This window comes from Devosia elaeis (genome assembly GCF_001650025.1).
Lineage (GTDB): Bacteria > Pseudomonadota > Alphaproteobacteria > Rhizobiales > Devosiaceae > Devosia > Devosia elaeis.
The window spans coordinates 27,976-47,760 of sequence record NZ_LVVY01000072.1 but is presented as its reverse complement, the minus strand read 5'-3'; the positions used below and the strand labels follow the sequence as shown (position 1 = coordinate 47,760).

The 19,785-nt window shown below is 64.8% G+C and carries 21 protein-coding genes; 9 read left to right on the top strand and 12 right to left on the bottom strand.

Annotated features, from left to right (window positions below; all coding sequences use genetic code 11):
• Window positions 1–159 precede the first annotated feature (159 nt).
• Window positions 160–1,056 (top strand): LysR family transcriptional regulator, encoded by an 897-nt coding sequence (locus A3840_RS07020; protein ID WP_067453975.1) that lies wholly within the window; start codon window positions 160–162, stop codon window positions 1,054–1,056.
• On the opposite strand, the gene A3840_RS07015 is transcribed toward A3840_RS07020, so the two are convergent.
• The 4 genes from A3840_RS07015 to A3840_RS07000 form a co-directional block, all read right to left on the bottom strand.
• Window positions 1,057–1,449, bottom strand: a complete 393-nt coding sequence (locus A3840_RS07015; RefSeq protein ID WP_067453972.1) for a DUF1801 domain-containing protein — start codon at window positions 1,447–1,449, stop codon at window positions 1,057–1,059. It abuts the gene before it with no gap.
• Window positions 1,450–1,460: 11 nt separating this feature from the next.
• Entirely contained in the window at window positions 1,461–1,799 is a 339-nt protein-coding gene (locus tag A3840_RS07010; protein ID WP_067453969.1) for a YciI family protein, read from the bottom strand.
• Window positions 1,800–1,899: 100 nt separating this feature from the next.
• The gene (locus A3840_RS07005) at window positions 1,900–2,460 is read right to left on the bottom strand and encodes a pseudouridine synthase (RefSeq protein WP_067453966.1); all 561 of its coding nucleotides are present in this window, start codon (window positions 2,458–2,460) and stop codon (window positions 1,900–1,902) included.
• Window positions 2,457–3,329, bottom strand: a complete 873-nt coding sequence (locus A3840_RS07000) for a DUF817 domain-containing protein (protein ID WP_067454154.1) — start codon at window positions 3,327–3,329, stop codon at window positions 2,457–2,459. Before A3840_RS07000 ends, A3840_RS07005 begins: the two co-directional genes overlap by 4 nt.
• A gap of 96 nt (window positions 3,330–3,425) precedes the next feature.
• On the opposite strand from A3840_RS07000, the gene A3840_RS06995 reads away from it, so the two are divergent.
• Complete coding sequence (locus A3840_RS06995; protein WP_067453963.1) at window positions 3,426–4,292, top strand: LOG family protein; 867 nt, start codon at window positions 3,426–3,428, stop codon at window positions 4,290–4,292.
• Between the two features lie 73 nt (window positions 4,293–4,365).
• On the opposite strand, the gene A3840_RS06990 is transcribed toward A3840_RS06995, so the two are convergent.
• Window positions 4,366–5,988, bottom strand: a complete 1,623-nt coding sequence (locus tag A3840_RS06990) for an ATP-binding response regulator (protein ID WP_067453960.1) — start codon at window positions 5,986–5,988, stop codon at window positions 4,366–4,368.
• 170 nt (window positions 5,989–6,158) lie between these two features.
• On the opposite strand from A3840_RS06990, the gene mscL reads away from it, so the two are divergent.
• From mscL to A3840_RS06975, 3 genes are all read left to right on the top strand, one after another.
• Entirely contained in the window at window positions 6,159–6,551 is a 393-nt protein-coding gene (mscL, locus tag A3840_RS06985; protein ID WP_067453957.1) for a large-conductance mechanosensitive channel protein MscL, read from the top strand.
• A gap of 361 nt (window positions 6,552–6,912) precedes the next feature.
• Window positions 6,913–7,548 carry a response regulator transcription factor gene (locus A3840_RS06980; RefSeq protein WP_067453954.1) on the top strand — a complete coding sequence of 212 codons (636 nt, stop codon included), beginning with the start codon at window positions 6,913–6,915 and terminating at the stop codon, window positions 7,546–7,548.
• Between the two features lie 194 nt (window positions 7,549–7,742).
• Window positions 7,743–9,194, top strand: coding sequence for an FAD-dependent monooxygenase (locus tag A3840_RS06975; RefSeq protein WP_067454151.1), 1,452 nt, complete (start codon window positions 7,743–7,745; stop codon window positions 9,192–9,194).
• 54 nt (window positions 9,195–9,248) lie between these two features.
• Here the strand turns inward: A3840_RS06975 and hemA are convergent, their stop codons facing one another.
• The gene (gene hemA, locus A3840_RS06970; RefSeq protein ID WP_067453952.1) at window positions 9,249–10,529 is read right to left on the bottom strand and encodes a 5-aminolevulinate synthase; all 1,281 of its coding nucleotides are present in this window, start codon (window positions 10,527–10,529) and stop codon (window positions 9,249–9,251) included.
• Window positions 10,530–10,833: 304 nt separating this feature from the next.
• Here hemA and A3840_RS06965 point away from each other — a divergent pair, with 304 nt between their 5' ends.
• From A3840_RS06965 to A3840_RS06955, 3 genes are all read left to right on the top strand, one after another.
• Window positions 10,834–12,159, top strand: coding sequence for a hypothetical protein (locus A3840_RS06965; protein ID WP_067453949.1), 1,326 nt, complete (start codon window positions 10,834–10,836; stop codon window positions 12,157–12,159).
• A 280-nt stretch (window positions 12,160–12,439) separates the two neighbouring features.
• A complete protein-coding gene (locus A3840_RS06960; RefSeq protein ID WP_067453946.1) occupies window positions 12,440–13,210 on the top strand; it encodes an SDR family NAD(P)-dependent oxidoreductase in 771 nt (256 codons plus the stop codon).
• Window positions 13,211–13,312: 102 nt separating this feature from the next.
• On the top strand, window positions 13,313–13,978 hold the full coding sequence (locus tag A3840_RS06955) for a YiaD family glycine zipper/OmpA-like lipoprotein (protein WP_109442294.1): 666 nt from the start codon (window positions 13,313–13,315) through the stop codon (window positions 13,976–13,978).
• Between the two features lie 49 nt (window positions 13,979–14,027).
• Here A3840_RS06955 and A3840_RS06950 read toward each other — a convergent pair whose 3' ends face one another.
• Window positions 14,028–14,321, bottom strand: coding sequence for a hypothetical protein (locus A3840_RS06950; protein ID WP_067453942.1), 294 nt, complete (start codon window positions 14,319–14,321; stop codon window positions 14,028–14,030).
• Complete coding sequence (locus A3840_RS06945) at window positions 14,321–14,578, bottom strand: hypothetical protein (RefSeq protein WP_067453939.1); 258 nt, start codon at window positions 14,576–14,578, stop codon at window positions 14,321–14,323. Before A3840_RS06945 ends, A3840_RS06950 begins: the two co-directional genes overlap by 1 nt.
• Window positions 14,579–14,754: 176 nt before the next feature.
• Here A3840_RS06945 and A3840_RS06940 point away from each other — a divergent pair, with 176 nt between their 5' ends.
• On the top strand, window positions 14,755–15,144 hold the full coding sequence (locus tag A3840_RS06940) for a PRC-barrel domain-containing protein (RefSeq protein ID WP_067453937.1): 390 nt from the start codon (window positions 14,755–14,757) through the stop codon (window positions 15,142–15,144).
• 62 nt (window positions 15,145–15,206) lie between these two features.
• Here A3840_RS06940 and A3840_RS06935 read toward each other — a convergent pair whose 3' ends face one another.
• The 4 genes from A3840_RS06935 to coxB all read right to left on the bottom strand — a co-directional run bounded on the left by A3840_RS06935 (window position 15,207) and on the right by coxB (window position 19,760).
• Complete coding sequence (locus A3840_RS06935; RefSeq protein ID WP_067453934.1) at window positions 15,207–16,118, bottom strand: SMP-30/gluconolactonase/LRE family protein; 912 nt, start codon at window positions 16,116–16,118, stop codon at window positions 15,207–15,209.
• Between the two features lie 80 nt (window positions 16,119–16,198).
• Complete coding sequence (locus A3840_RS06930) at window positions 16,199–16,513, bottom strand: hypothetical protein (protein ID WP_067453931.1); 315 nt, start codon at window positions 16,511–16,513, stop codon at window positions 16,199–16,201.
• Window positions 16,510–19,011, bottom strand: a complete 2,502-nt coding sequence (gene ctaD, locus A3840_RS06925; RefSeq protein ID WP_067453928.1) for a cytochrome c oxidase subunit I — start codon at window positions 19,009–19,011, stop codon at window positions 16,510–16,512. Before ctaD ends, A3840_RS06930 begins: the two co-directional genes overlap by 4 nt.
• The gene (gene coxB / locus A3840_RS06920; RefSeq protein ID WP_245676566.1) at window positions 19,008–19,760 is read right to left on the bottom strand and encodes a cytochrome c oxidase subunit II; all 753 of its coding nucleotides are present in this window, start codon (window positions 19,758–19,760) and stop codon (window positions 19,008–19,010) included. The genes ctaD and coxB overlap by 4 nt, the downstream gene beginning before the upstream one ends.
• Window positions 19,761–19,785: the final 25 nt, after the last annotated feature.

Here is a 19,785-nt window from a genome sequence, read left to right as displayed (position 1 = left end):
AGGCGCGCGCGCATCTCGTGTCCCGCCGGCAGCGAGGGTATGGCGCCGACGAAAACAAACTTGGTCGCAATCACCACCTCCTCCTGCCTGGATGCAGCATAGCGCTTTGCGGTTCTGCGATAATCCAGTAAAATCCACTTGTGTCTATTAGGAGAGCTAATGAATTACGGCGCGGACATGCGTGACCTGCAGGCTTTCCTCGCCGTGGCGCGGGCCCGCAGTTTCACCAAGGCGGCGGCGACGATGGGCGTTTCGCAATCGGCGCTGAGCCAGACAATCCGGGAGTTGGAGCGGCGCCTGGGTGTTCCCCTGCTCAAGCGCACGACGCGCAGCGTCTCCACTACGGAGGCCGGGCAGCGCCTGCTCAACACGGTCGGCCCGTCCATAGACCAGATCGCCGTAGAAATCGCGGCCTTGAGCGCCTTTCGCGACCGGCCGGCCGGCACGATCCGCCTCAATGTCGCCGAGCATGCGCTGCGCAGCGTCCTCTGGCCCAAGATCAGCCGTTTTGCCCACGACCATCCCGATATCAAGATCGAGATCGATTCCGAGAATGGCCTGATCGACATCGTCGAGCGTGGTTACGATGCCGGCGTTCGGCTGGGCGAGCAGGTGGCCAAGGACATGGTCGCGACCCAGATCGCACCGGATTGGCAGATGGCCGTGGTCGGCGCCCCGGCCTATTTCAGGGACCGCCCGCACCCCGCGCAGCCCGAAGACCTGACCGGACACAATTGCATCAACCTGCGGCTGATCACCTATGGCGGCTTCTATGCCTGGGAGTTCGAGAAGGAGGGCAGACGCCTCAACGTGCGGGTCGAGGGACAACTGGCCTTCAATTCCGGCAGCCATGTGCTGACGGCGGCGCTGGAGGGCCATGGGCTGGCCTGCATTCCGGAAGAAGCGGCGCTGCCCCATATCCGAAGCGGCGCGCTTTTGCAGGTTTTGGCGGATTGGATGCCCACCTTCGAGGGCTATCACCTCTATTATCCCAGCCGCGGCCAGACATCGCCGGCTTTCGCGCGGCTCGTCGAAGCGCTGCGCTACCGACCCTGACTATCTGAGCCGCTCCAGCCGGCCCCTGTTCTTGACCACGTTCTTGTAGTCCCACTGGATGTCCCGGGCTTCGGCCAGCCAGGCGGTCAGCGCGGTTTCGTCGATCTGGGGGAGCGCAGTGTAGCGCTTTTCGGCGGCCTTGAAGGTGCCTTCCACGGCAAGGCCCGGGGTTTTGAAGGATTGCCCGCTCCAGAACAGGAGGCGCACGCAGGTCTTGAGCTTGCTGTAGCCCACGATCGGATTGCCTTCGAGGAACCAGACCGGATGGGCATGCCAGATCTTGCTCTCGGCATCGGGCAGTTCCCTGTCGATGACCTGCCGGAGGGCCTGGCAGATGGCGCGGTCCGCATCGGCCTGGGCGTCGTTATAGGCCTCGATCGTGGCCGGCTTCATGGGCATTGTCCTCAGTTGAAGGCGCGCACTTCGACCGGCGCGCGGCAGGCGATGGCGGCCTTGCGGCCCCAGGCCAGGGCTTCCTCCTGGCTGGCGAGTTCGAGCACCCAGAAGCCGCCCACATGTTCCTTGCTTTCGATATAGGGGCCATCGGTGACGATGACATTGCCGTCCGGCTCGGTCCGGAGCGACATGGCGCTGCGGGCAGGGCGCAGGCCGCCCACGAACACCCTGATGCCGGCGGCGACCATGTCGTCGTTGAGCGCATCGATATCGTCGATCATGGCCTGCTCCTCCCGGCTGGAATCATAATCGTCGGGCAGGTGGATGGCGACCAGGTATTGCGTCATGAAATCCTCCTTGAGGCTGGGCGGGCCATGTGGCCGCCTTCACCATCCCGACGAACGGGCCGGGCGGATTTCGACATGGCCCGCGGCGATTGCCAGGGCTTCAGGACTTCCGTGCATGGACGGGCAGGGCAGGCTTCGCCTCCCGCCATTGACCGGGCGCCAGGCCCTCGAGGCTCCAGGCGCCGATCTGCCAGCGCACCAGGCGCAGCGTGGGAAAGCCGATGGCGGCGGTCATCCGCCGCACCTGGCGGTTGCGGCCCTCGCTGATGGTCAGCGACAGCCAGCTGTCCGGAACGCTTTTGCGATAGCGCACCGGCGGGTCGCGCGGCCAGAGATCGGGCGGGGCGATGCGCCTGGCCTTTGCCGGGCGCGTGGGGCCGTCCTTGAGAATGACGCCCCGGCGCAATTGGTCCAGGGCCGCCTCGTCCGGTTCGCCTTCCACCTGCACCAGATAGGTCTTTTCCAGCTTGAATTTCGGGTCGGCGATGCGGGCCTGGAGCTTGCCGTGATCGGTCAGCAGCAACAGGCCCTCGCTGTCCTTGTCGAGCCGGCCGGCGGGATAGACGCCCGGCACCTTGAGGTAATCGGCCAGCGTCGCGCCCTCGCCGGTGAACTGGGTCAGCACGTTGAACGGCTTGTTGAAGAGGATGAGGCGCGTCACGCGGGGCGGTCCTTGCTGTCGGAATCGTGGCGGCGGGGCGGATGCACCAGGGTCACCAGCACCACCGATATCAGCATCAGCAGATACCATGAACCCAGCTTGCTCCAGCTGACCAGCGCCCAGCCCTCCGCCTGGTTCGGATAAATCCAGGCGCGGCTCCAGGTGCCGATATTCTCCGCGATCCAGATGAACAGGGCCACCAGGAGAAAAGCCAGCAGCATGGGCATGGCATGGCGGAAGCGGAACACCCGGTAATGCATGAAACTGCGGCCATAGAGCAGCACGATGGCGGCGAAGAGGAGCCAGCGGAAATCGAAGATGTAATGGTGGGAGAAGAAATTGATGTAGATGGCCAGCGCCAGCAGCACACTCATCCAGAGCGGCGGATAGCGGGTGAAGGTGATGTCGAAAATGCGCTGGATGCGCGCCATGTAGGAGCCAACACAGGCATACATGAAGCCGGAAAAGAGCGGCACGCCACCGATGCGGAAAATCGCCTCGTCGGGGTAAATCCAGGAGCCGGCGGCGGTCTTGAAGATTTCCATGCCGGTGCCGACCAGGTGGAAGATGAGGATGACGCGGGCCTCTTCCAGCGTTTCGAGCTTGAACAGGATCATCCCGGCCTGGATCAGCAGCGCGGCGATGAACCAGAAATCGTAGCGGTTGAGGCCGATCTCGGGCCAATAGAGCCGGGTGAGCAAAATCATGCCCAGCATCAGCCCGCCGAACAGGCATGCCCAGGCCTGTTTCAGCCCGAAGACCAGGAACTCGATGAGGCCATCGGCCAGCCGTCCGCGTGGCATGCGCGCCAATATGGCATGCGCCGCCCGGTCGATGCCCGCTTCCACACTCGTGAACCGATTGGCCATGCCCCGCCCTTGCCCGAACAACCCGCTCTGGTTATGCCCTCTGGAGGGCAGAATTGTTTCGAGCCGGTTTCATACCGGACAAGGCAGGAGTTCGCATTGACTAAACGGCGCCACCCGACATCGTTGCGGACCTCCAGCGAGGACATCGCCGTTTCGCGCAAGGCGCCCGACACGCCGCAGACCCGCAGCGCGGCCTATCGGCTGGCTTTTGCCGATGACGAATTCATGACCTCCGAGGATACGCGCGGGGTCCGGTTCCAGCTCGAATATCTCAAGCCCGAATTCCGCCTGCGCGAACATGGCATTCTCTCGACCGTGGTGCTGTTCGGCGGCGCCCGCATTCCCGAGCCGGGCAAGCCCGCCTGGGCCGCCAAGAACGAGGCGCAGAAAAAGAACCTCGAAGCCGCCTCGGTCTTTTACGAGGAAGCGCGCCGCTTTGCGCAATTGGCGTCGCAGACCTCGGCCTCGCTGGACTACAAGGAATTCGTGGTGGTGACCGGCGGCGGGCCGGGCGTCATGGAGGCGGGCAATCGCGGCGCCGCCGATATGGGCGCGCCCTCCATCGGGCTCAATATCGTCCTGCCGCACGAACAGGCGCCCAATCTCTACGTGACGCCGGACCTCTCGTTCAATTTCCACTATTTCGCCACCCGCAAGATCCATTTCCTGATCCGGGCCAAGGTGGTGGCGGTGTTCCCCGGCGGCTTCGGCACGCTTGACGAATTCTTCGAGACGCTGACCCTGATCCAGACCGGACGCATGGAAAAGGTGCCGGTCCTGCTGTTCGGCAAGCACTTCTGGACCAAGGTGATCAACCTGGAGGCCCTGGCCGAGGCGGGCACCATCTCGCCCACCGATCCAGACCTGTTCAGCCTGGTGGACAGCGCCGACGAGGGCTGGGACATCGTGCGCCAGTTCTACAACCTGCCGATCATGGGCGAGCCGGTCGGACAGGCCGACTGACCCGCCGGCCGCCACGACCTCGCCTGCGACACGCCCGGGATGAGGTCTATTGGTGTTTCGGCGCTCGCGGTTCTTACCCCGCCCTTTGCGTGCCCCTGCCGCTCTGATTGGCCAACCCGCTGATCGTGGCGCGCAGGGCGGCGGGTTTGACCGGCTTGGTGATGACGGCGATGCCGCGATCCTCGGCCAGGCTGCGCACGGCCGGGCTGCGATCGGCGGTGACCAATGCGGCGGGCAGATGGCCGCCCAGATTGTGGCGCAGCCATTCGATGGCATCCAGGCCCGATGTCTGGTCGAGATGGTAATCCATCAGCACCAGGTCCGGATACCAGCCTTCCAGCAATCGCTCGCGGTCGATCTGCTTGAGCGAGAGGGCGGTGCGCACATCGCATCCCCAATGGGTGAGCAGCCCCTCCATGGCTTCGAGAATGGCGCTTTCATTGTCCACGCACAGCACGCGCAGGCTCAGCGTACCGAAGCCGGGCTCGGGCAGGGCGGGTTCGGCCTTGCTGGCGGGCCGTCCATTGCGCAGGGCGGGCAGATAGATGGAAAAGCGCGAGCCATGGCCCTCGCGGCTGTCGAGTTCCAGCGTCAGCCCCAGGGCGGCCACCAGCCTCTGCACGATGGAGAGGCCCAGCCCCAGGCCCTGGGCCATGCGGGCGCCGCGTTCGAGCCGGGAGAATTCGGCGAAGACGAGCTTGTGCTGGTCCTTGTTGAAGCCGATGCCGGTATCGACCACGTCGAGCCGCCAGCGATTGCCGCGCTTGCGCAGGCCCACCAGCACCTTGCCGCCCACCGGGGTATATTTGATGGCATTGGAGACCAGGTTCTGCACGATGCGGCCCAGCAGCGCCCGGTCGGCCAGAACGGTGGCGCCGGTCGGCACCATGCGCAGGGAAATCGAGCGCTCCCGGGCCATGGGGGCGAATTCCACCTCGGTCTTGCGCAGCAGGTCCTGCGCCTGCATCGGCGTCGGCGCGGGTTTCAATGCGCCGCTGTCGATGCGCGAAATATCGAGCAGGGCGCTCATGATGTCCTCCACCGCGGTCAGCGAGGCCTCGATGGAATTGGCCAGGTCGGCGAAGGCGGTGGATTTGGCGCGCTCGATCAGGGTCGAGGTATAGAGGCGCGCGGCATTCAGCGGCTGCAGCAGGTCATGGCTGGCCGCGGCCAGGAAACGCGTCTTGTCGTGGTTGGAGGCATCGGCCTTGGCGCGCGCCACTTCGAGCTCGGCATTGACCTGGCGCAGGGCGGCGGTGCGCTCCTCCACCCGCCGCTCCAGGGTCTGGTTGACCTGTTCCAATTGCTGCTCGGCCCGCACCCTGGCGGTGACGTCGGAGAAGCTGATGACCAGCCCGCCATCGGGCAGGCGGCTGGAGTGAAATTCCAGCACCTGGCCGGCATTGCCCATGCGCTGGGTGACCGTGGTGACCGAGGAGGTGAGCACATTGATGCGCTCGATGGCCAGCCGCGCCGCGTCGCCGGCGCCCAGATCGCCGCGTTCGGCGGAGAACAGGGCGATGTCGAACAGGGCCGTGCCCGGGCGGGTCAGGTCGGCCGGCAGGGCCAGGAGGCCATTATAGCGCGCATTGGAGGTGACCAAGCGCAGCCCGGCATCGAAGACGGCGATGCCTTGCGGAACATGGTCCATGGCCAGCCGCAGGGCCGAGGCCGGGTCTTCGGGATGCAAGGGCATGAGGGCGGCGCGTTGCCTTTCTGCTGGAACAATCCGGTTATCCGCCGCGCCAGTGTTCAGTGCAAGACCGCCCTTGGACCCATTGCTTTTGCCAAAAAACCGGGCAATCGTTAACCTGGGTTTACCAGCAGACCGTCGATCCGGCGGCAGACAAAGCGAGAGGGCTTGCGATGAGCGGATTTTTGAAGGAATTCCGGGACTTTGCCGTCAAAGGCAATATGATCGACTTGGCCATCGGCGTGATCATCGGCGCCGCGTTCGGGGCGATCGTGTCCTCGATCGTGGATGACCTGTTCATGCCGCTGATCGGCATCATCATCGGCGGCATCGATTTTTCGAGCCTGGTGATCCAGGTCGGCGAGGCCCAGGTCCGCATTGGCCTCTTCATCAATGCCGTGGTCAAGTTCACCATCATTGCCTTCGTGCTGTTCATGGTGGTCAAGTTCATCAATTCGCTCAAGCGCGAGGCCGCCAAGGAGCCGGTGGAAACCACTCCGGCCCCCACCAAGGAAGAAGTCCTGCTCACCGAGATTCGCGACGCCATCCGCGCCAGCAAGAGCTGACCCAATCGCAGTCATGACGGAAAGGGCCGGCATTGCCGGCCTTTTTCATGCGTCAACATTAGGAATTATATCAATTGACAGGAATATAATCTTATTCCATCCTGCCCCTAGGTGGTTCCTCCTACGAACTGTTCTTATCGGTCGGCGCGACCACCTAAGGTAAACTACATTTGCGGGGCATCCGGCGAGGGATGCGGCGAGGGCGGTCCCGGCCGCCTGCGGATCGTTGCGGGTCCGGTTGCCCCGGCGCGTCCGGCGGAAGGCGCAGGCGGTTTCGCCGGACGTGGCTGCAAGGTGGGAGCCGGTTCCAGGCCTCGGGCTGTGCGGGCTCCCCGTCACACTTTGCCGAAAGGGGCTCCGGATGAATACGCATTCCTATTATCACGCCTTCCTCAATCGGGATCGGCTGGTGCATGTCGTCGATGCCGATCTGGACATTTGCGAAGCGTTGAGCGTGCTGTTTCGGCTGGAGGGGTTCCAGACCAGTTTCTCGCTGGACATGGCCAGCGCCGTCACGGCGCTGGAGCGCCGCCATCCCGATGTGGCGGTCATCAACCTGGTGCTGAGCGCGGAAAGCGGGCTGGGCCTGCTGCGGCGCGTCAAGGCGCTGCGCACCGGGGCGCCGGTGATCATGCTGGCCGACAATCCCCAGGTGGATGCGGCGGTGACGGCGATGAAGCTGGGCGCCACCGACGTGCTCACCAAGCCCATCGACAGCGAACATCTGCTCACCGTCATCCGCGACGCCTTGCGCAAGGACGTGCATGTGGGCGCCATGAACGAGGGCCGTCGCCCGGTGGAAGTGCGCGGCTTTTCTCAGCTCACCCCGCGCGAGCGCGAGGTGCTGCAATTGATCACCAATGGTCAATCCAACAAGGAAGCGGGCCGCGAACTCGGCATTTCCCCCCGCACCATCGAGGTGCACCGCGCGCGGGTCATGGAAAAACTCGGCGCCCGGAATACGGCTGATTTGATGCGGATCGTGCTGACGAGCTGATACGGCCCGGTCATTTGCCGGCGCGGCAATTCTCGACAAGGCCGGATGGCCGCGCGTCTCCCCTAGCCGGCCGGACGGGAAGCGTTGGCCGATATGGAAGGCGCTTCTCCTCTTGATATGTGGCGCGCAAGGGGCTTGCTTCAAGCCCTCGTTCATCCGCTAAAACCGAGGCCCATCGCGGAACGTGGAGGCCGATCGTGGATCATGCGGTGATCATTGCCGGGGGCGGGCCGACCGGGCTGATGCTCGGCGCCGAATTGCGGTTGGCGGGAGCCGATGTGCTCATCGTCGAGAAGCGGACGGACCCGGTGCGCATCCAGCCCGGTGCGCTGGGCCTGCATGCCCGCACGCTGGAAGTGCTCGACCAGCGCGGCATTCTCGGGCGCTTCCTGGCCGAGGGCACGCCGATGCAGGTGCTGGGCTTTGCCGGCGTACGGCTCGACATCAGCGACTTTCCCAGTCGCCATCCCTACGGCCTGTCGCTGCTGCAGAAGCATAGCGAACGCATTCTGTGCAATTGGGCCGCGGAACTGGGCGTGCCGATCCGGCGCGGAACCGAGATCGTAGGCTTTCGCGAGGAGGTCTCGGGCATCGCGGTCGAATTGAGCGATGGCCGCAGGTTGATGGCGCAATATCTCGTCGGCTGCGATGGCGGGCGCAGCCTCGTGCGCAAGCATGCCGGCATCGGCTTTCCCGGCACGGACCCCACCGTCAGCCATCTGCTGGCCGAGGCGGAATTGACCGACCCGCCCGATTTCGGCCTGCGCGGCGATGCCATCGGCACCCATGCCATGAGCCCGGGCGAAAATGGCAAGGTGGGCATCATGGTCACCGAGGCGGCCATCGGCACAGCCGAGCCGACGCTGGACGTGCTGCGCCAGGCGCTGGTTGCCCATTACGGCAAAGATTACGGCGTTCACAATCCCACCTATATCACCCGCCTTACCGACATGACCCGCCAGGCCGAGACCTATCGCCGGGGCCGGGTGCTGCTGGCGGGGGATGCGGCGCATGTCCATTACCCCGCCGGCGGCTTCGGCATGGGCATGGGGATTCAGGAAGCGGTCAATCTGGGCTGGAAGCTGGCGCTGGTCGTTCGTGGCGCGGCTCCCGAAACGCTGCTCGACACCTATCATGCCGAGCGCCATCCGGTCGCCGAGAGCCTGTTGCGCTATACCCTGGCCAGCGTGGCGCTGGCCCGCAGGGACCCGCAAAGCAAGGCCCTGGGCGCCATCATGGGCGAGCTCGTCGCCATGGCCGAACCGCGGCGCGTGACCGCCGGGCAGATGTCGGGTCTCGATATCCGCTACGATCTGGGCACGGGCCATCCCCTGCTCGGCCGGCGCATGCCGGACCTCGACATCGTGACCGCCCAGGGGGCCGTCCGCGTCTTCGACCTGCTGCACGAGGCGCGGCCGGTAGTGCTCAATTTCGGTCCACGCGGCAGTCTCGAGCCGGGGCCATGGCGCGATCGGGTTCGAGTGATCGAGGCACGCTATGAGGGCACCTGGGAATTGCCGGTCATCGGAGTCGTCGCGGCGCCCTCCGCCGTGCACATTCGCCCCGATGGCCACGTCGCGTGGGTCGGTCAGGGCACGGATGCGGGGCTCAGCGAGACGCTCAGGGCCTGGTACGGACCGGCATAGGCCTCCGAGGCGGCAGCAGACACCTCGCCGGGGGCGCTGCCCCTGGGTCGAGCGCTACCCGCCCAGATTGGGCAGGGTCAGGTCGCCGGAGGTGAGCTTGCTGGCGGTGATGGCGGCGTCGGCCTTTTCGCGCGGCAATTCCAGGGCCGTCCACACGCTGACCAGGGCGTGGCGCAATTCGAAGATCATCTCGTCGGTATGGAGCGGCGTCGGGGTGATGCGCAGCCGCTCCGTGCCCTTGGGCACGGTGGGGTAATTGATGGGCTGGATATAGATATTGTGCTTGTCCAGCAGCATGTCGCTGGCCGCCTTGACGGCGCGGGCATCGCCCACGATGAGCGGCACGATATGGGTCTCGGTCTCCATCACCGGCAGGCCGGCATCGGCCAGGATCGCCTTGGTCAGGCGGGCCTGGCGCTGGTGCATCTGCCGCTCATGGCCATTGCCCTTGAGATGCTCGATCGAGGCGCGGGCCGAGGCGCAGAGCGCGGGGGGCAGGGCGGTGGTGAAGATGAATTCGGGCGCGTAGGAGCGCACGGCATCGATGATCGCCTTGTTGGCGGCGATATAGCCGCCCATGACGCCGAACCCCTTAGCCAGGGTGCCCTCGATGACGTCGATGCGGTCCATCAGCCCTTCGCGCTCGGCAATGCCGCCGCCGCGCGGGCCATACATGCCTACGGCATGGACTTCGTCGATATAGGTCAGCGCGCCGAATTCCTCGGCCAGGTCGCAGATTTCCTTGATCGGGGCGACGTCGCCATCCATCGAATAGACGGATTCGAACACGATCAGCTTGGGCCGCTTGCGGTCCACCTGGCTCAACAGTTCGCGGAGATGGGCCACGTCATTGTGCCGGAAGATCTTCTTTTCCATGCCCGACTGGCGCACGCCCTGGATCATCGAGGCATGGTTGAGCTGGTCGGAGAAGATGACGCCATTGGGCAGCAGCCGGGCAATGGTGGAGATCGCCGCCTCGTTGGAGACGAAGCCCGAGGTGAAGACCAGGGCCGCTTCCTTGCGGTGCAGGTCGGCGAGCGACCGCTCGAGCTCGACCAGCGGGCGGTTGGTGCCCGAAATATTGCGGGTGCCGCCGGCGCCGACGCCCATCGTGGCCGCGGTTTCCTGCATGGCGCGCACGACCTTTTCGTGCTGGCCCATGCCCAGATAGTCGTTTGAGCACCAGATGGTGATCTCGCGGCTATTGTCGGCGTCGTCGCGATACAGCGCCTTGGGGAACCGCCCCGCGATGCGCTCGAGATCGGCAAAGACGCGATAGCGCTTTTCCGCCCGCAGCGTGTCCACTGCATCCTCGAAGATACCGCGATAGTCCATGGGGCCGTTCCTTTACCGAAACCCGGCGCGGCAGGAACCCGCGCGAGGCTAGCTTTGCTTCTTCTAAAGCGACCGGCGCGGCATTGATATAGGTCAATTCGACGCGCGCCACCGGGCTAAAGCCTTGGCCGACAAGGGAAGAGGGGTCTGTTTTGAGACCCATTCTAAAGTTTCCGCGCACTTCTGCAACAGCGCGATGCACGGCTTTCATCTGTTTCGCCCTTTGCGCATAATGCGCGCCATATTGTTCGTGCCCCGCCACCGGGCTTAGATCGGCCATCCCTGGGGGGATGGGGGTTTTGGGGTGAAGAGTTTTTCGTCGTCGAGTTTCGCCGGGCCGCATGGCGACGCGCTGGCCCTGGCTCATGCCGTGACCGGCCGCCATCCGCAGGCCCTGTTCTCCGATTTCCAATGGTTCCTCTACCAGGGCCGGGACAGCGTCTTTTTCACCGCCTTCTCGACCGAGCGCTATGACAGGGACAGCCTCGCCAATATGGTGGCCGAAATGGTGGCCCTGGCGCCGCAGCTCACCCATGGCTTTGTCGGCGCCCGGCCGGGCCAGCCTTTCCCGAAACATCTGCTCGACGCCATCATCTCGATGGAGATGGTGGACGATTTCGCCGCCTATCCCGATGCCTGGCTCGGCAAGTCGGCGGATATCTTCGAGCGTCCGGACCTGCCTTTGTTCCGCGTCATGGCCGCGGTGCGCCGGGATGGGCCCGACGCGCTGGGGCGCGCCGCCATTCTCCAGGTCCGCTCCAGCCACGCCCTGCTCGAAGGCTCCGATTCGGCCCTGCTCACCCGGTCGCAGAACGCCGCCCATGGCGTGCAATCGAACAAGGCCAACCGGCTGCCCTGGCCCGAGCGGTTGAAAAGCACGCTGCGCGGCACGCTCACCGCCCTCTTTTACCTGGCGATCGCCAATGTGATGGCGCCGCGCGAAAAGCCCTGGGGCTTTCGCACCCTCGCCATCGAGCGCGACAGGCTGCGCAAACTGGCCGGCAAGCTGGGCGTGCGCCAGCGCTCGCTGCTCTTCGCGCTGGTCACCCACGCCCTCAATGGCGAGGGCGCGGAAAAGCAGATGAGCCGGAAGGTGATCGGCGCGGCCTATACCATGCTCGATACAAGGCGCAACGACAGCGACGACGATTTCTTCCGCGTCCGCGCGCTGGAAGCCCGCTTCACGGTCATGGAGGATTTTCTCGCCTATGTGCGCGCGGTGGACGACAATGTCGCCTGCATCGAGCAGAAGGACATCACCTCCTACCAAGTGATGGTCAATTCAGTGTTCCGGGCCATGCGGACCATCAACAGGGTCTTCCCGGGCCTGCCCAATCGCCGCTTCTGGCGCTTCAATGGCGGGCTGCACATCGTGCTGACGCTGGTGCCGCCGCATCGCACCTATGGCCCCATGACCCATGGCCTGGTCGAGCCGCTCTATTGCGGCGCCTGGCACAGCGAGGTGAATATCTGCACCTTCTGCCCCGGCCGCGACTACGTGACCCTCAATTTCTCGCTGGAGCAACGCCACCTGCCCAATGTCGACAAGGTGCTGACCCTGCTCGACGCGATGGAGCGCCGGCAGGTCACCCCGCGGCGTGTGCCGCCGGCCGTGGAGCGGCTGCATTAGGCGCGCGCATGCGCACCAATCGGTATTCGGAATGTCGAGGCGTTCCGCAGGATTTGGGGCCAATCGTCCTCTCTCATTGGGGGAGAGGGGAGGGATGCATGCAGGCCACAGGCCGCCTCACCCGGCCCTGCGGGCCGACCTCTCCCCCGGAGGGAGAGGTGAACCCGTGCCCACGGCAGGCTTACCGCTTGTTTTTGAGGTACGTACATCATTTTGCTGTTGCTGCCGGTCTCGGGGCGCGATAAGCATAGGCGCATTGCCATCATCCGGATCACGGGCCATGAGTACTTTCGCGCATTATCCGAGCCTCAAGGATCGTCCCGTGGTCATTTCCGGTGGGGCGTCGGGCATTGGCGAAGCGCTGGTGCGCCATTTCGCGGCCCAGGGCGCGCGGGTCGGCTTTGTCGATATCGCGGCCGAGGCGGGGGAGCGCCTGGCGGCCGAGCTGACCTCGGCAGGGCAGGTGGCGCGCTTCGCCCGCTGCGATGTCACCGACACCGCAGCCCTCCAGCAAGCCATTGCCGGCTTCGCTGCCGCCCATGGCGACGCGCGCATCCTCATCAACAATGCCGCCCATGACCAGCGCCATGACTGGTCCGAAGTCAGCCCGGATTATTGGGACGCCTGCATGGCGGTAAATCTCAAGCATGCTTTTTTTGCCATCCAGGCGGTGGCGCCGGGCATGGCGAAGGCCGGAGGCGGCTCGATCATCAATTTCGGCTCAATAAGCTGGATGGTCATGACGCCATCCATCCCCATCTACGAAACCGCCAAGGCGGCGATGCATGGGTTGACGCGCTCCATGGCCCGCGAATTGGGGCGCTCCAATATCCGCGTCAATTCCCTGGTGCCCGGCGCGGTGATCACCCAGCGCCAGCTCGATCTCTGGATCAAGCCGGAGGACTTGCGGGATATCGAGGCGCACCAGGCTCTGCCCGGCCATCTAAGCGCCGGCGATTGCGCCCGCATGGCCCTGTTCCTGGCGGCCGACGACAGCGCCATGATCTCGGGCCAGCATTTCCTTGTCGATGCGGGCTGGGCCAATAGCTGAACGATATTCATCCTCCGTTCATTGTCTTGGCCTTACCACGCTCCTGCCTTAATGAAGGGACATCACAAGGCCACTGTTCACGAATCCTTCAGGGGGATAATCATGAAGTCGAAGGTTCTTGTCGCTCTCGCAGCGGCCCTGGCGCTCAGCGCCTGTACCACCACCGATCCCTATACCGGCCAGAGCCGCCTTTCCAACACCGCCGGCGGCGGTCTGCTGGGTGCCGGCGGCGGCGCGGTGGCCGGCGCCATTGTCGGCGCGGCCGTGGGTGGTGACCCGCGCGTCGGCGCGCTGATCGGCGCGGGTGTGGGCGGGCTGACGGGCGCTGCCATCGGCAATTACATGGACCAGCAGGAAGCCGAGCTGCGCGCCCAGCTCCAGGGCACCGGCGTTTCGGTGACCCGCGTGGGCGACCAGATCGTCCTCAACATGCCCTCCAACATCACTTTCGCCACCGACCAGTCCACGGTGCAGCCGCAGTTCAACCAGACCCTGGTGTCGGTCGCCCTGGTGCTCAAGAAGTTCGACAAGACCATCGTCGACGTCTATGGCCACACCGATTCCACCGGCTCGAACGAGCACAACCTGGCGCTCAGCCAGCGCCGTGCCGTGTCCGTCGCCACCATCCTGGCCAATCAGGGCATCGATCAGCGTCGCTTCTATATCGAGGGCAAGGGGTCTTCGAGCCCCATCGCCTCCAACGCCACCGAAGCGGGCCGCGCACAGAACCGCCGCGTGGAAATCCAGCTCTCGCCCATTCGCGGCTAGGCCTGTCGGAAATCCGCAATAAAAACGCGGCCCTTCGGGGCCGCGTTTTTTATTGCACCGGCGTTTCCACCACCGGCTCGGAAGTGGGGGTGCCGGGCTGCATGTCGGTGCCCGGGGCGCCGGAAAAGATCTGCAGCACCAGGAGCAGCGCGACGATGATCGCCAGCGCGCCGAGGCCGTAAAGCCACCAATTGGTGGGGCCGGTGCCGCCCATGGCGGTCTCGTGTTCGCCTGCGACGCGGATGCCCGAATCATCGGGCACGTCGATCCGGGATCCCTTCTCGTCGACCAGGAAGTCGACCTTGGCGTCTTCCCTGACGCCGGGTTCGCGTGGTTCGGCCATCAATAATCTCCCTTAAGGACGGTTTCGGTGCCCACGCCCCTGGCCACGCCCTCGCGGACATGGGCGATGGCGGCGTCGATTTCCTCCGGCTCGAAGGCGACGGGATCGCCCTCCACCTGCGCGCCGGTGGCCTCGGCCTTCAACTGGTTGAGCAGGTCGAGTTTTTCCCGGGCGGTGAACAGGGTGTGCCGCGCGATCTGCATCGGGTTGAGCTGATCGGCCCCGCCCATGCGCTGCTTGAGTGTGTCGAAGACCATGTTCGTTCTCCTCGATCGTGCTGCGGTGCGAACCGCCTGAAAACTCAATGCATCCCCGCCGTCCCCGGTTCCCGCCGCCGGGCGTGGAGGCTGGGCCGATCACATTTGATTTTCTCGCGAAACTCCCCCGGCCCCTTCGCGTTGGCTTCTCACAACCCCCAAGCAAGGAGGACCAAATGGCCTATGATGACGCCCGCGTGGCTAGCGCAGACCTCAAGGAAACCCACGATCTGATCGCTTCCGACAAGGTCGAAGGCACCAAGGTATATGACCCCAGCGGCGAACATATCGGCTCGATCGAACGCATTCTGGTCGAAAAGCGGGGCGGCAAGGTTTCCTATGCCGTGCTCAGCTTCGGCGGCTTCCTCGGCATGGGCCACGAGCATTATCCGCTCCCCTGGTCCAAGCTCAATTATGACGAGGAACTGGGTGGCTATCGCGTCGATATCACCAAGGAACAGCTCGAAGGCGCACCGAAATACGACCGCGAAGGCGACGATTTCTTCACCGCCGAGAACGGTCGCCGCGTCTACGATTATTATGGCGTGACGCCGTACTGGATCTGATCCAGCAGCCGCTTTTCATCACCTGATGATTGCCGGGCCGGCGCCTCCGGGCGCCGGCTTCATTATGGAAAGGGCAGGCCCCGCGCCTTGACCTGCAGCGCATAGACCGACTTGGTGGCCGCGATATAGAGTCGATCGCGATTGGGTCCGCCAAAGGTGAGATTGGCCGAACGCTGCGGCAGCAGGATACGGCCGCACAATTTGCCCGTTTCGTCAAAGACCTGCACCCCATCGCCCGATGAGGACCAGAGCCAGCCATCCGCGTCGAACCGGAACCCGTCCGGCACCGCCACGTCGATGGTGCAGAATACCCGGCCATTGCCCAGCCGCTTGCCCTCTATCACGTTGAAGACGCGGATATGGCGCGGTACGTCTGGATCGTGGCTGGCGCCAGAATCGGCGATGTAGAGCCTGGTTTCGTCCGGCGAGAAGGCCAGGCCATTGGGCTGCACGAAGTCGTCGGCCACCCGTGAAATGCTGCCGTCCCGTCCATCCACGCGATAGACGCCATGCACCGGCTGCTCGGGATCGGCCTTGTAGCCCTCATAATCGGAGAGGATCCCGTATGTGGGGTCGGTAAACCAGATCGAGCCGTCCGACGTCACCACCACATCATTGGGGGAATTGAGTTTCTTGCCCTCGAAACTGTCGGCCAGGACGGTGATCGACCCATCCGGCTCGGTCCGTGTCACCCGCCGCGTGCCGTGTTCGCAGGACACCAGCCGCCCCTGCTGGTCGCGGGTATGGCCATTGGCGAAATTGGAGGCGGCCTTATAGGTGGTGATCGAATTGTCCGCCGGCAGATAGCGCATGACGCGCTGATTGGGGATGTCGGAGAAATAGAGGCAGTCATGGTCGGCGAACCAGACCGGCCCTTCGGCCCAGAGGCATTCCGAATAGAGCTCTTCCAGCGTGGCATCGGGGTCGATCTTGGCGGCGAAGCGCGGATCGATGATCTCGAACAGGTCTGTCATATATTCCTCCCGGGGCAAGGCTAGCCTTGCGCCTGACTTCGCTCAAGCCTCCATGCTCGTCATTGCCGCGTTTGATGGCGCTAAAGACAAGTCGTCGCGAAGGTGACCGGCAGAAAAACCAGAATGCCTGCGCCGAGCGCGGCGCGGTTGGCCCAGAGCGCGGCACGCGACAGCGAGGTCTGCGGTTCGCCCGTTTCATAAGGCCGGCGCAGGGCCAGCCAGGCCAGGGGCAGGAGCGAGGCGAGATAGGTCCCGATCAGGATCGGGCGATGGGCCGCGCCCCAATCATAGGCGCAGCCCAGCGCCTGGAGCGCATAGAGCAGCACGAAGGCCGCCGACCAGAGGGTGAAGCCGGCGATCAACAGCACCAGGGCCCGGATATCGGGACGGCTCATGGCGTCGCTCCCTCAAGGGCGAGGAGCACGATAAGCCCGAGCGCAGGCACCAGCGCGGCCCCGGCATAGAGGTTCCAGAGCCAGGCCAGCACCATCTCGGTCTGCCTTCGGGCCGAAACATAGCCTTGGCTCAGCCGCCAATAGCCGTGCCCCGCCATCAGCCCGCCCAGCCCGCAATGGAGGGCGCCATAGCTGATGAGGGCCAGGATGACGGCCTGGCGCGCATGCGCCGTCGGCTCGGGCAGGGCCAGCGCGAGCATGACCAGCATTGCAACGGCCGCGATCTGCCCCAGAACGGTCGCCAGGAGCCAGGGTCCGCCCCGGCCCCCTCGGCCATTGGCGCGCCGGGCCAGCAAGCTTGCGCCGCCGGCGAGGGCGGCGGCCGCCAGCGCCGTTCCGGCAAGCCAGAGCGGCAGGTCGAGCGGCGTCATACCCTCCCAATTGGGCGCCACGACCAGCAGGAACAGCCCCCCGAACAGCAGCGAGGCGAACAGGGTGGCGTCCATGACGATGGCGGCGCGATTGGCAAGCACGCTGACATTGCTGTCGCATTCGACATCGAGCGGCGCCTTTTCCCCCATGCCGATATCCACCGGTCCCTGGTCGCGCTTCTGCCCCAGGCTGGCGGGCCAGAGCAGGAACAGGATCAGCGTCGCCAGGGCGCCAAAGGGCGCCAGCGCGTAGAATCCGAACAGCATGGCGAGGAAGAAGCTGGCCGTGGCCAGGGCCGTCCAGAGCGGCAGATAGGTGCGGCGAGGCAGGATCATCACATGCTCGGGCGCGCCGGTGGCCATGTCGACGCCCATGGTTTCCTGCCTGTCTTCGCGGGCAAAGCCGAGATAGCCGGCGCCCCCCGCCTGCACCGGCCCGATCCGGGCCGGTTCGAGCCCGTCGGCGCGGATGTCGATCCGCGGAATGGCGGCGAAATTATAGCTGGGCGGTGGCGTCGCCGTCGCCCATTCCAGCGTCTGCGCCTGCCAGGGATCGCGGCGGAAGAAACGGCCATAGCGGAATTGCAGCACCATGTCGGCCAGCACCAGCGCGAATCCCATGGTCAGGATGAACCCGCCGATGGACGAGGACAGGTTCAGCCAGTCCCAGCCCCAATTGGAGGGATAAGTGGAAATGCGCCGCGGCATGCCCATGAGGCCGGTGAGATGCATCTGGAAGAAGGTGAGATTGAAGCCGGAAAAGATCAGCCAGAAGGCCGGCACCGAGAGGCGATAGAGGCTCTGCCGCCCTGAAATATGCGGCATCCAGTGATAGATGCCGGCCAGCATGGGAAACACGAACCCGCCCACCAGCACGTAATGGAGGTGTGCGACGACGAAATGGGTATCGTGGACCTGGGTATTGAACGGCACCATGGCCAGCATCACCCCCGTCAGCCCGCCGATGACGAAGACGAAGAAGAAGCCGAAGACATAGAGCATCGGCACGTCCCATTTCGGCTTGCCCGAAGCCAGCGTGCCCAGCCAGGCGAAAATCTGCACGGCCGTGGGAATGGCCACCAGCGCGCTGGCGGCGGAGAAGAAGGCCAGGGCCAGGTGCGGAATGCCCACGGTGAACATGTGATGCACCCACAGGCCGAAGGATAAAAAGCCCATGGCGACGATGGCGGCGATGATGGCGCGATAGCCCAGGATCTGCCGTTGCGCGAAGACCGGGATGATGGTCGAGAGCGCCCCCGCCGCCGGCAGGAAGATGATATAGACCTCCGGGTGCCCGAACAGCCAGAACAGGTGCTGCCACAGCAGCGGGTCGCCGCCGCGCGTCGGGTCGAAGAAGGGCAGATCGAAGGCCCGTTCGAGTTCGAGCAATATCGAGCCCAGGATCAGCGGCGGAAAGCCGACGATCATCATTCCCGACGTGACCAGCATGTACCAGGCCATCAGCGGCATGCGGGTCAGCGCCATACCCGGCGCGCGCATTTTCAGGATGGAGACGAAGATTTCGATCGCCGCGGTCACCGCCGAGATTTCCACGAACGTGATGCCGAGCAGCCAGACATCGGCATTGATGCCGGGCGTATAGGGCCTGGAGGAGAGCGGGGTATACATGAACCAGCCGCTGTCCGGCGCCACGCCCGCCAGCATGGCGCCGATCAGGATCATGCCGCCGAAGAGATAACACCAGAACCCGTAGGCGGTGAGACGGGGAAAGGCCATGTCCCGCGCGCCCAGCATCTTGGGCAGCATATAGATGACGAAGCCCTCGAACATGGGAATGGCGAAGAGGAACATCATCACCGTGCCATGCATGGTGAAGATCTGGTTGTAGATTTCCGGCCCGATAAAGGCGCTGTGCGGGGTCGCGAGCTGCGCCCGGATCAGCATGGAGAGGAACCCGCCAATGGCAAAGAAGGTCAGCGCGACCACCATGAAACGCTTGCCCAGCACGGTGTGGTTGACGCTGGACAGCCGGCCGATCCCCGACGGCGTCATCCAGATGCGTTCGAGCTGCTTGTGCAGGCGAATGGGGGAGATCGGCTCGCTCATTGGCCCCCTCCGCTTCGGCGATTTGCACCTTTGAGAGGGGCTGGCGGCTCCGTCGCCCCCTCGCCCCTCAGGGGAGAGGGCTGGGCAGAGGCAGGGCGCTGATCCCGCAACCGAGCCAGGATATCGGCAAAGGCGTCGGGCTCATGCGCCTCCACGCGGAACTGCATGATGTCGTGACCCTCCCCGCAATATTCGGCGCATTGGCCCCAATAGATGCCTGGCCGGTCGGCCTGCAGGCGGATGACATTGATATGGCCCGGTATGGCGTCGATCTTGCCGCCCAGCCGCGGCACCCAGAAGGAATGGATGACGTCGGCGGCGCTGACGGCGAGATCGACGGGCTGGCCGGCGGGAATATGCAGCGTCTGGTCGTCCAGCACGATGCCGTCGGGATAGGTGAAGGTCCAGTTCCAGCGCTGCGCTTCCACGCCGATGCGCAGCGGCGCCTGGCCATGGGGCAGCAATTGCTCGCCCAGGACCAGCGCCGCCCCAGTCAACAGCACGAGGACCGGAACGGGCAGGACCAGCCCCCCGCCCACGATCCATTGCGCCGGTGTCAGACGCGCGATGAGATTGCTGCGCAGATAGGCCAGGCCGAACAGCACCATGACCAGGGCGAAGAGCACGACCGAGCCCCAGAACATCACCCACCAGAGCAGCGCCAGATTGGCCGCGCGCGGCCCGGCGGGGTCGAGCGCCGACAATTCCCCGCTGCAACCGGCCAGCAGCAGCGGCGTTGCACCCAGCAACAGCGTCTTCAGCAGGGGGAAAATC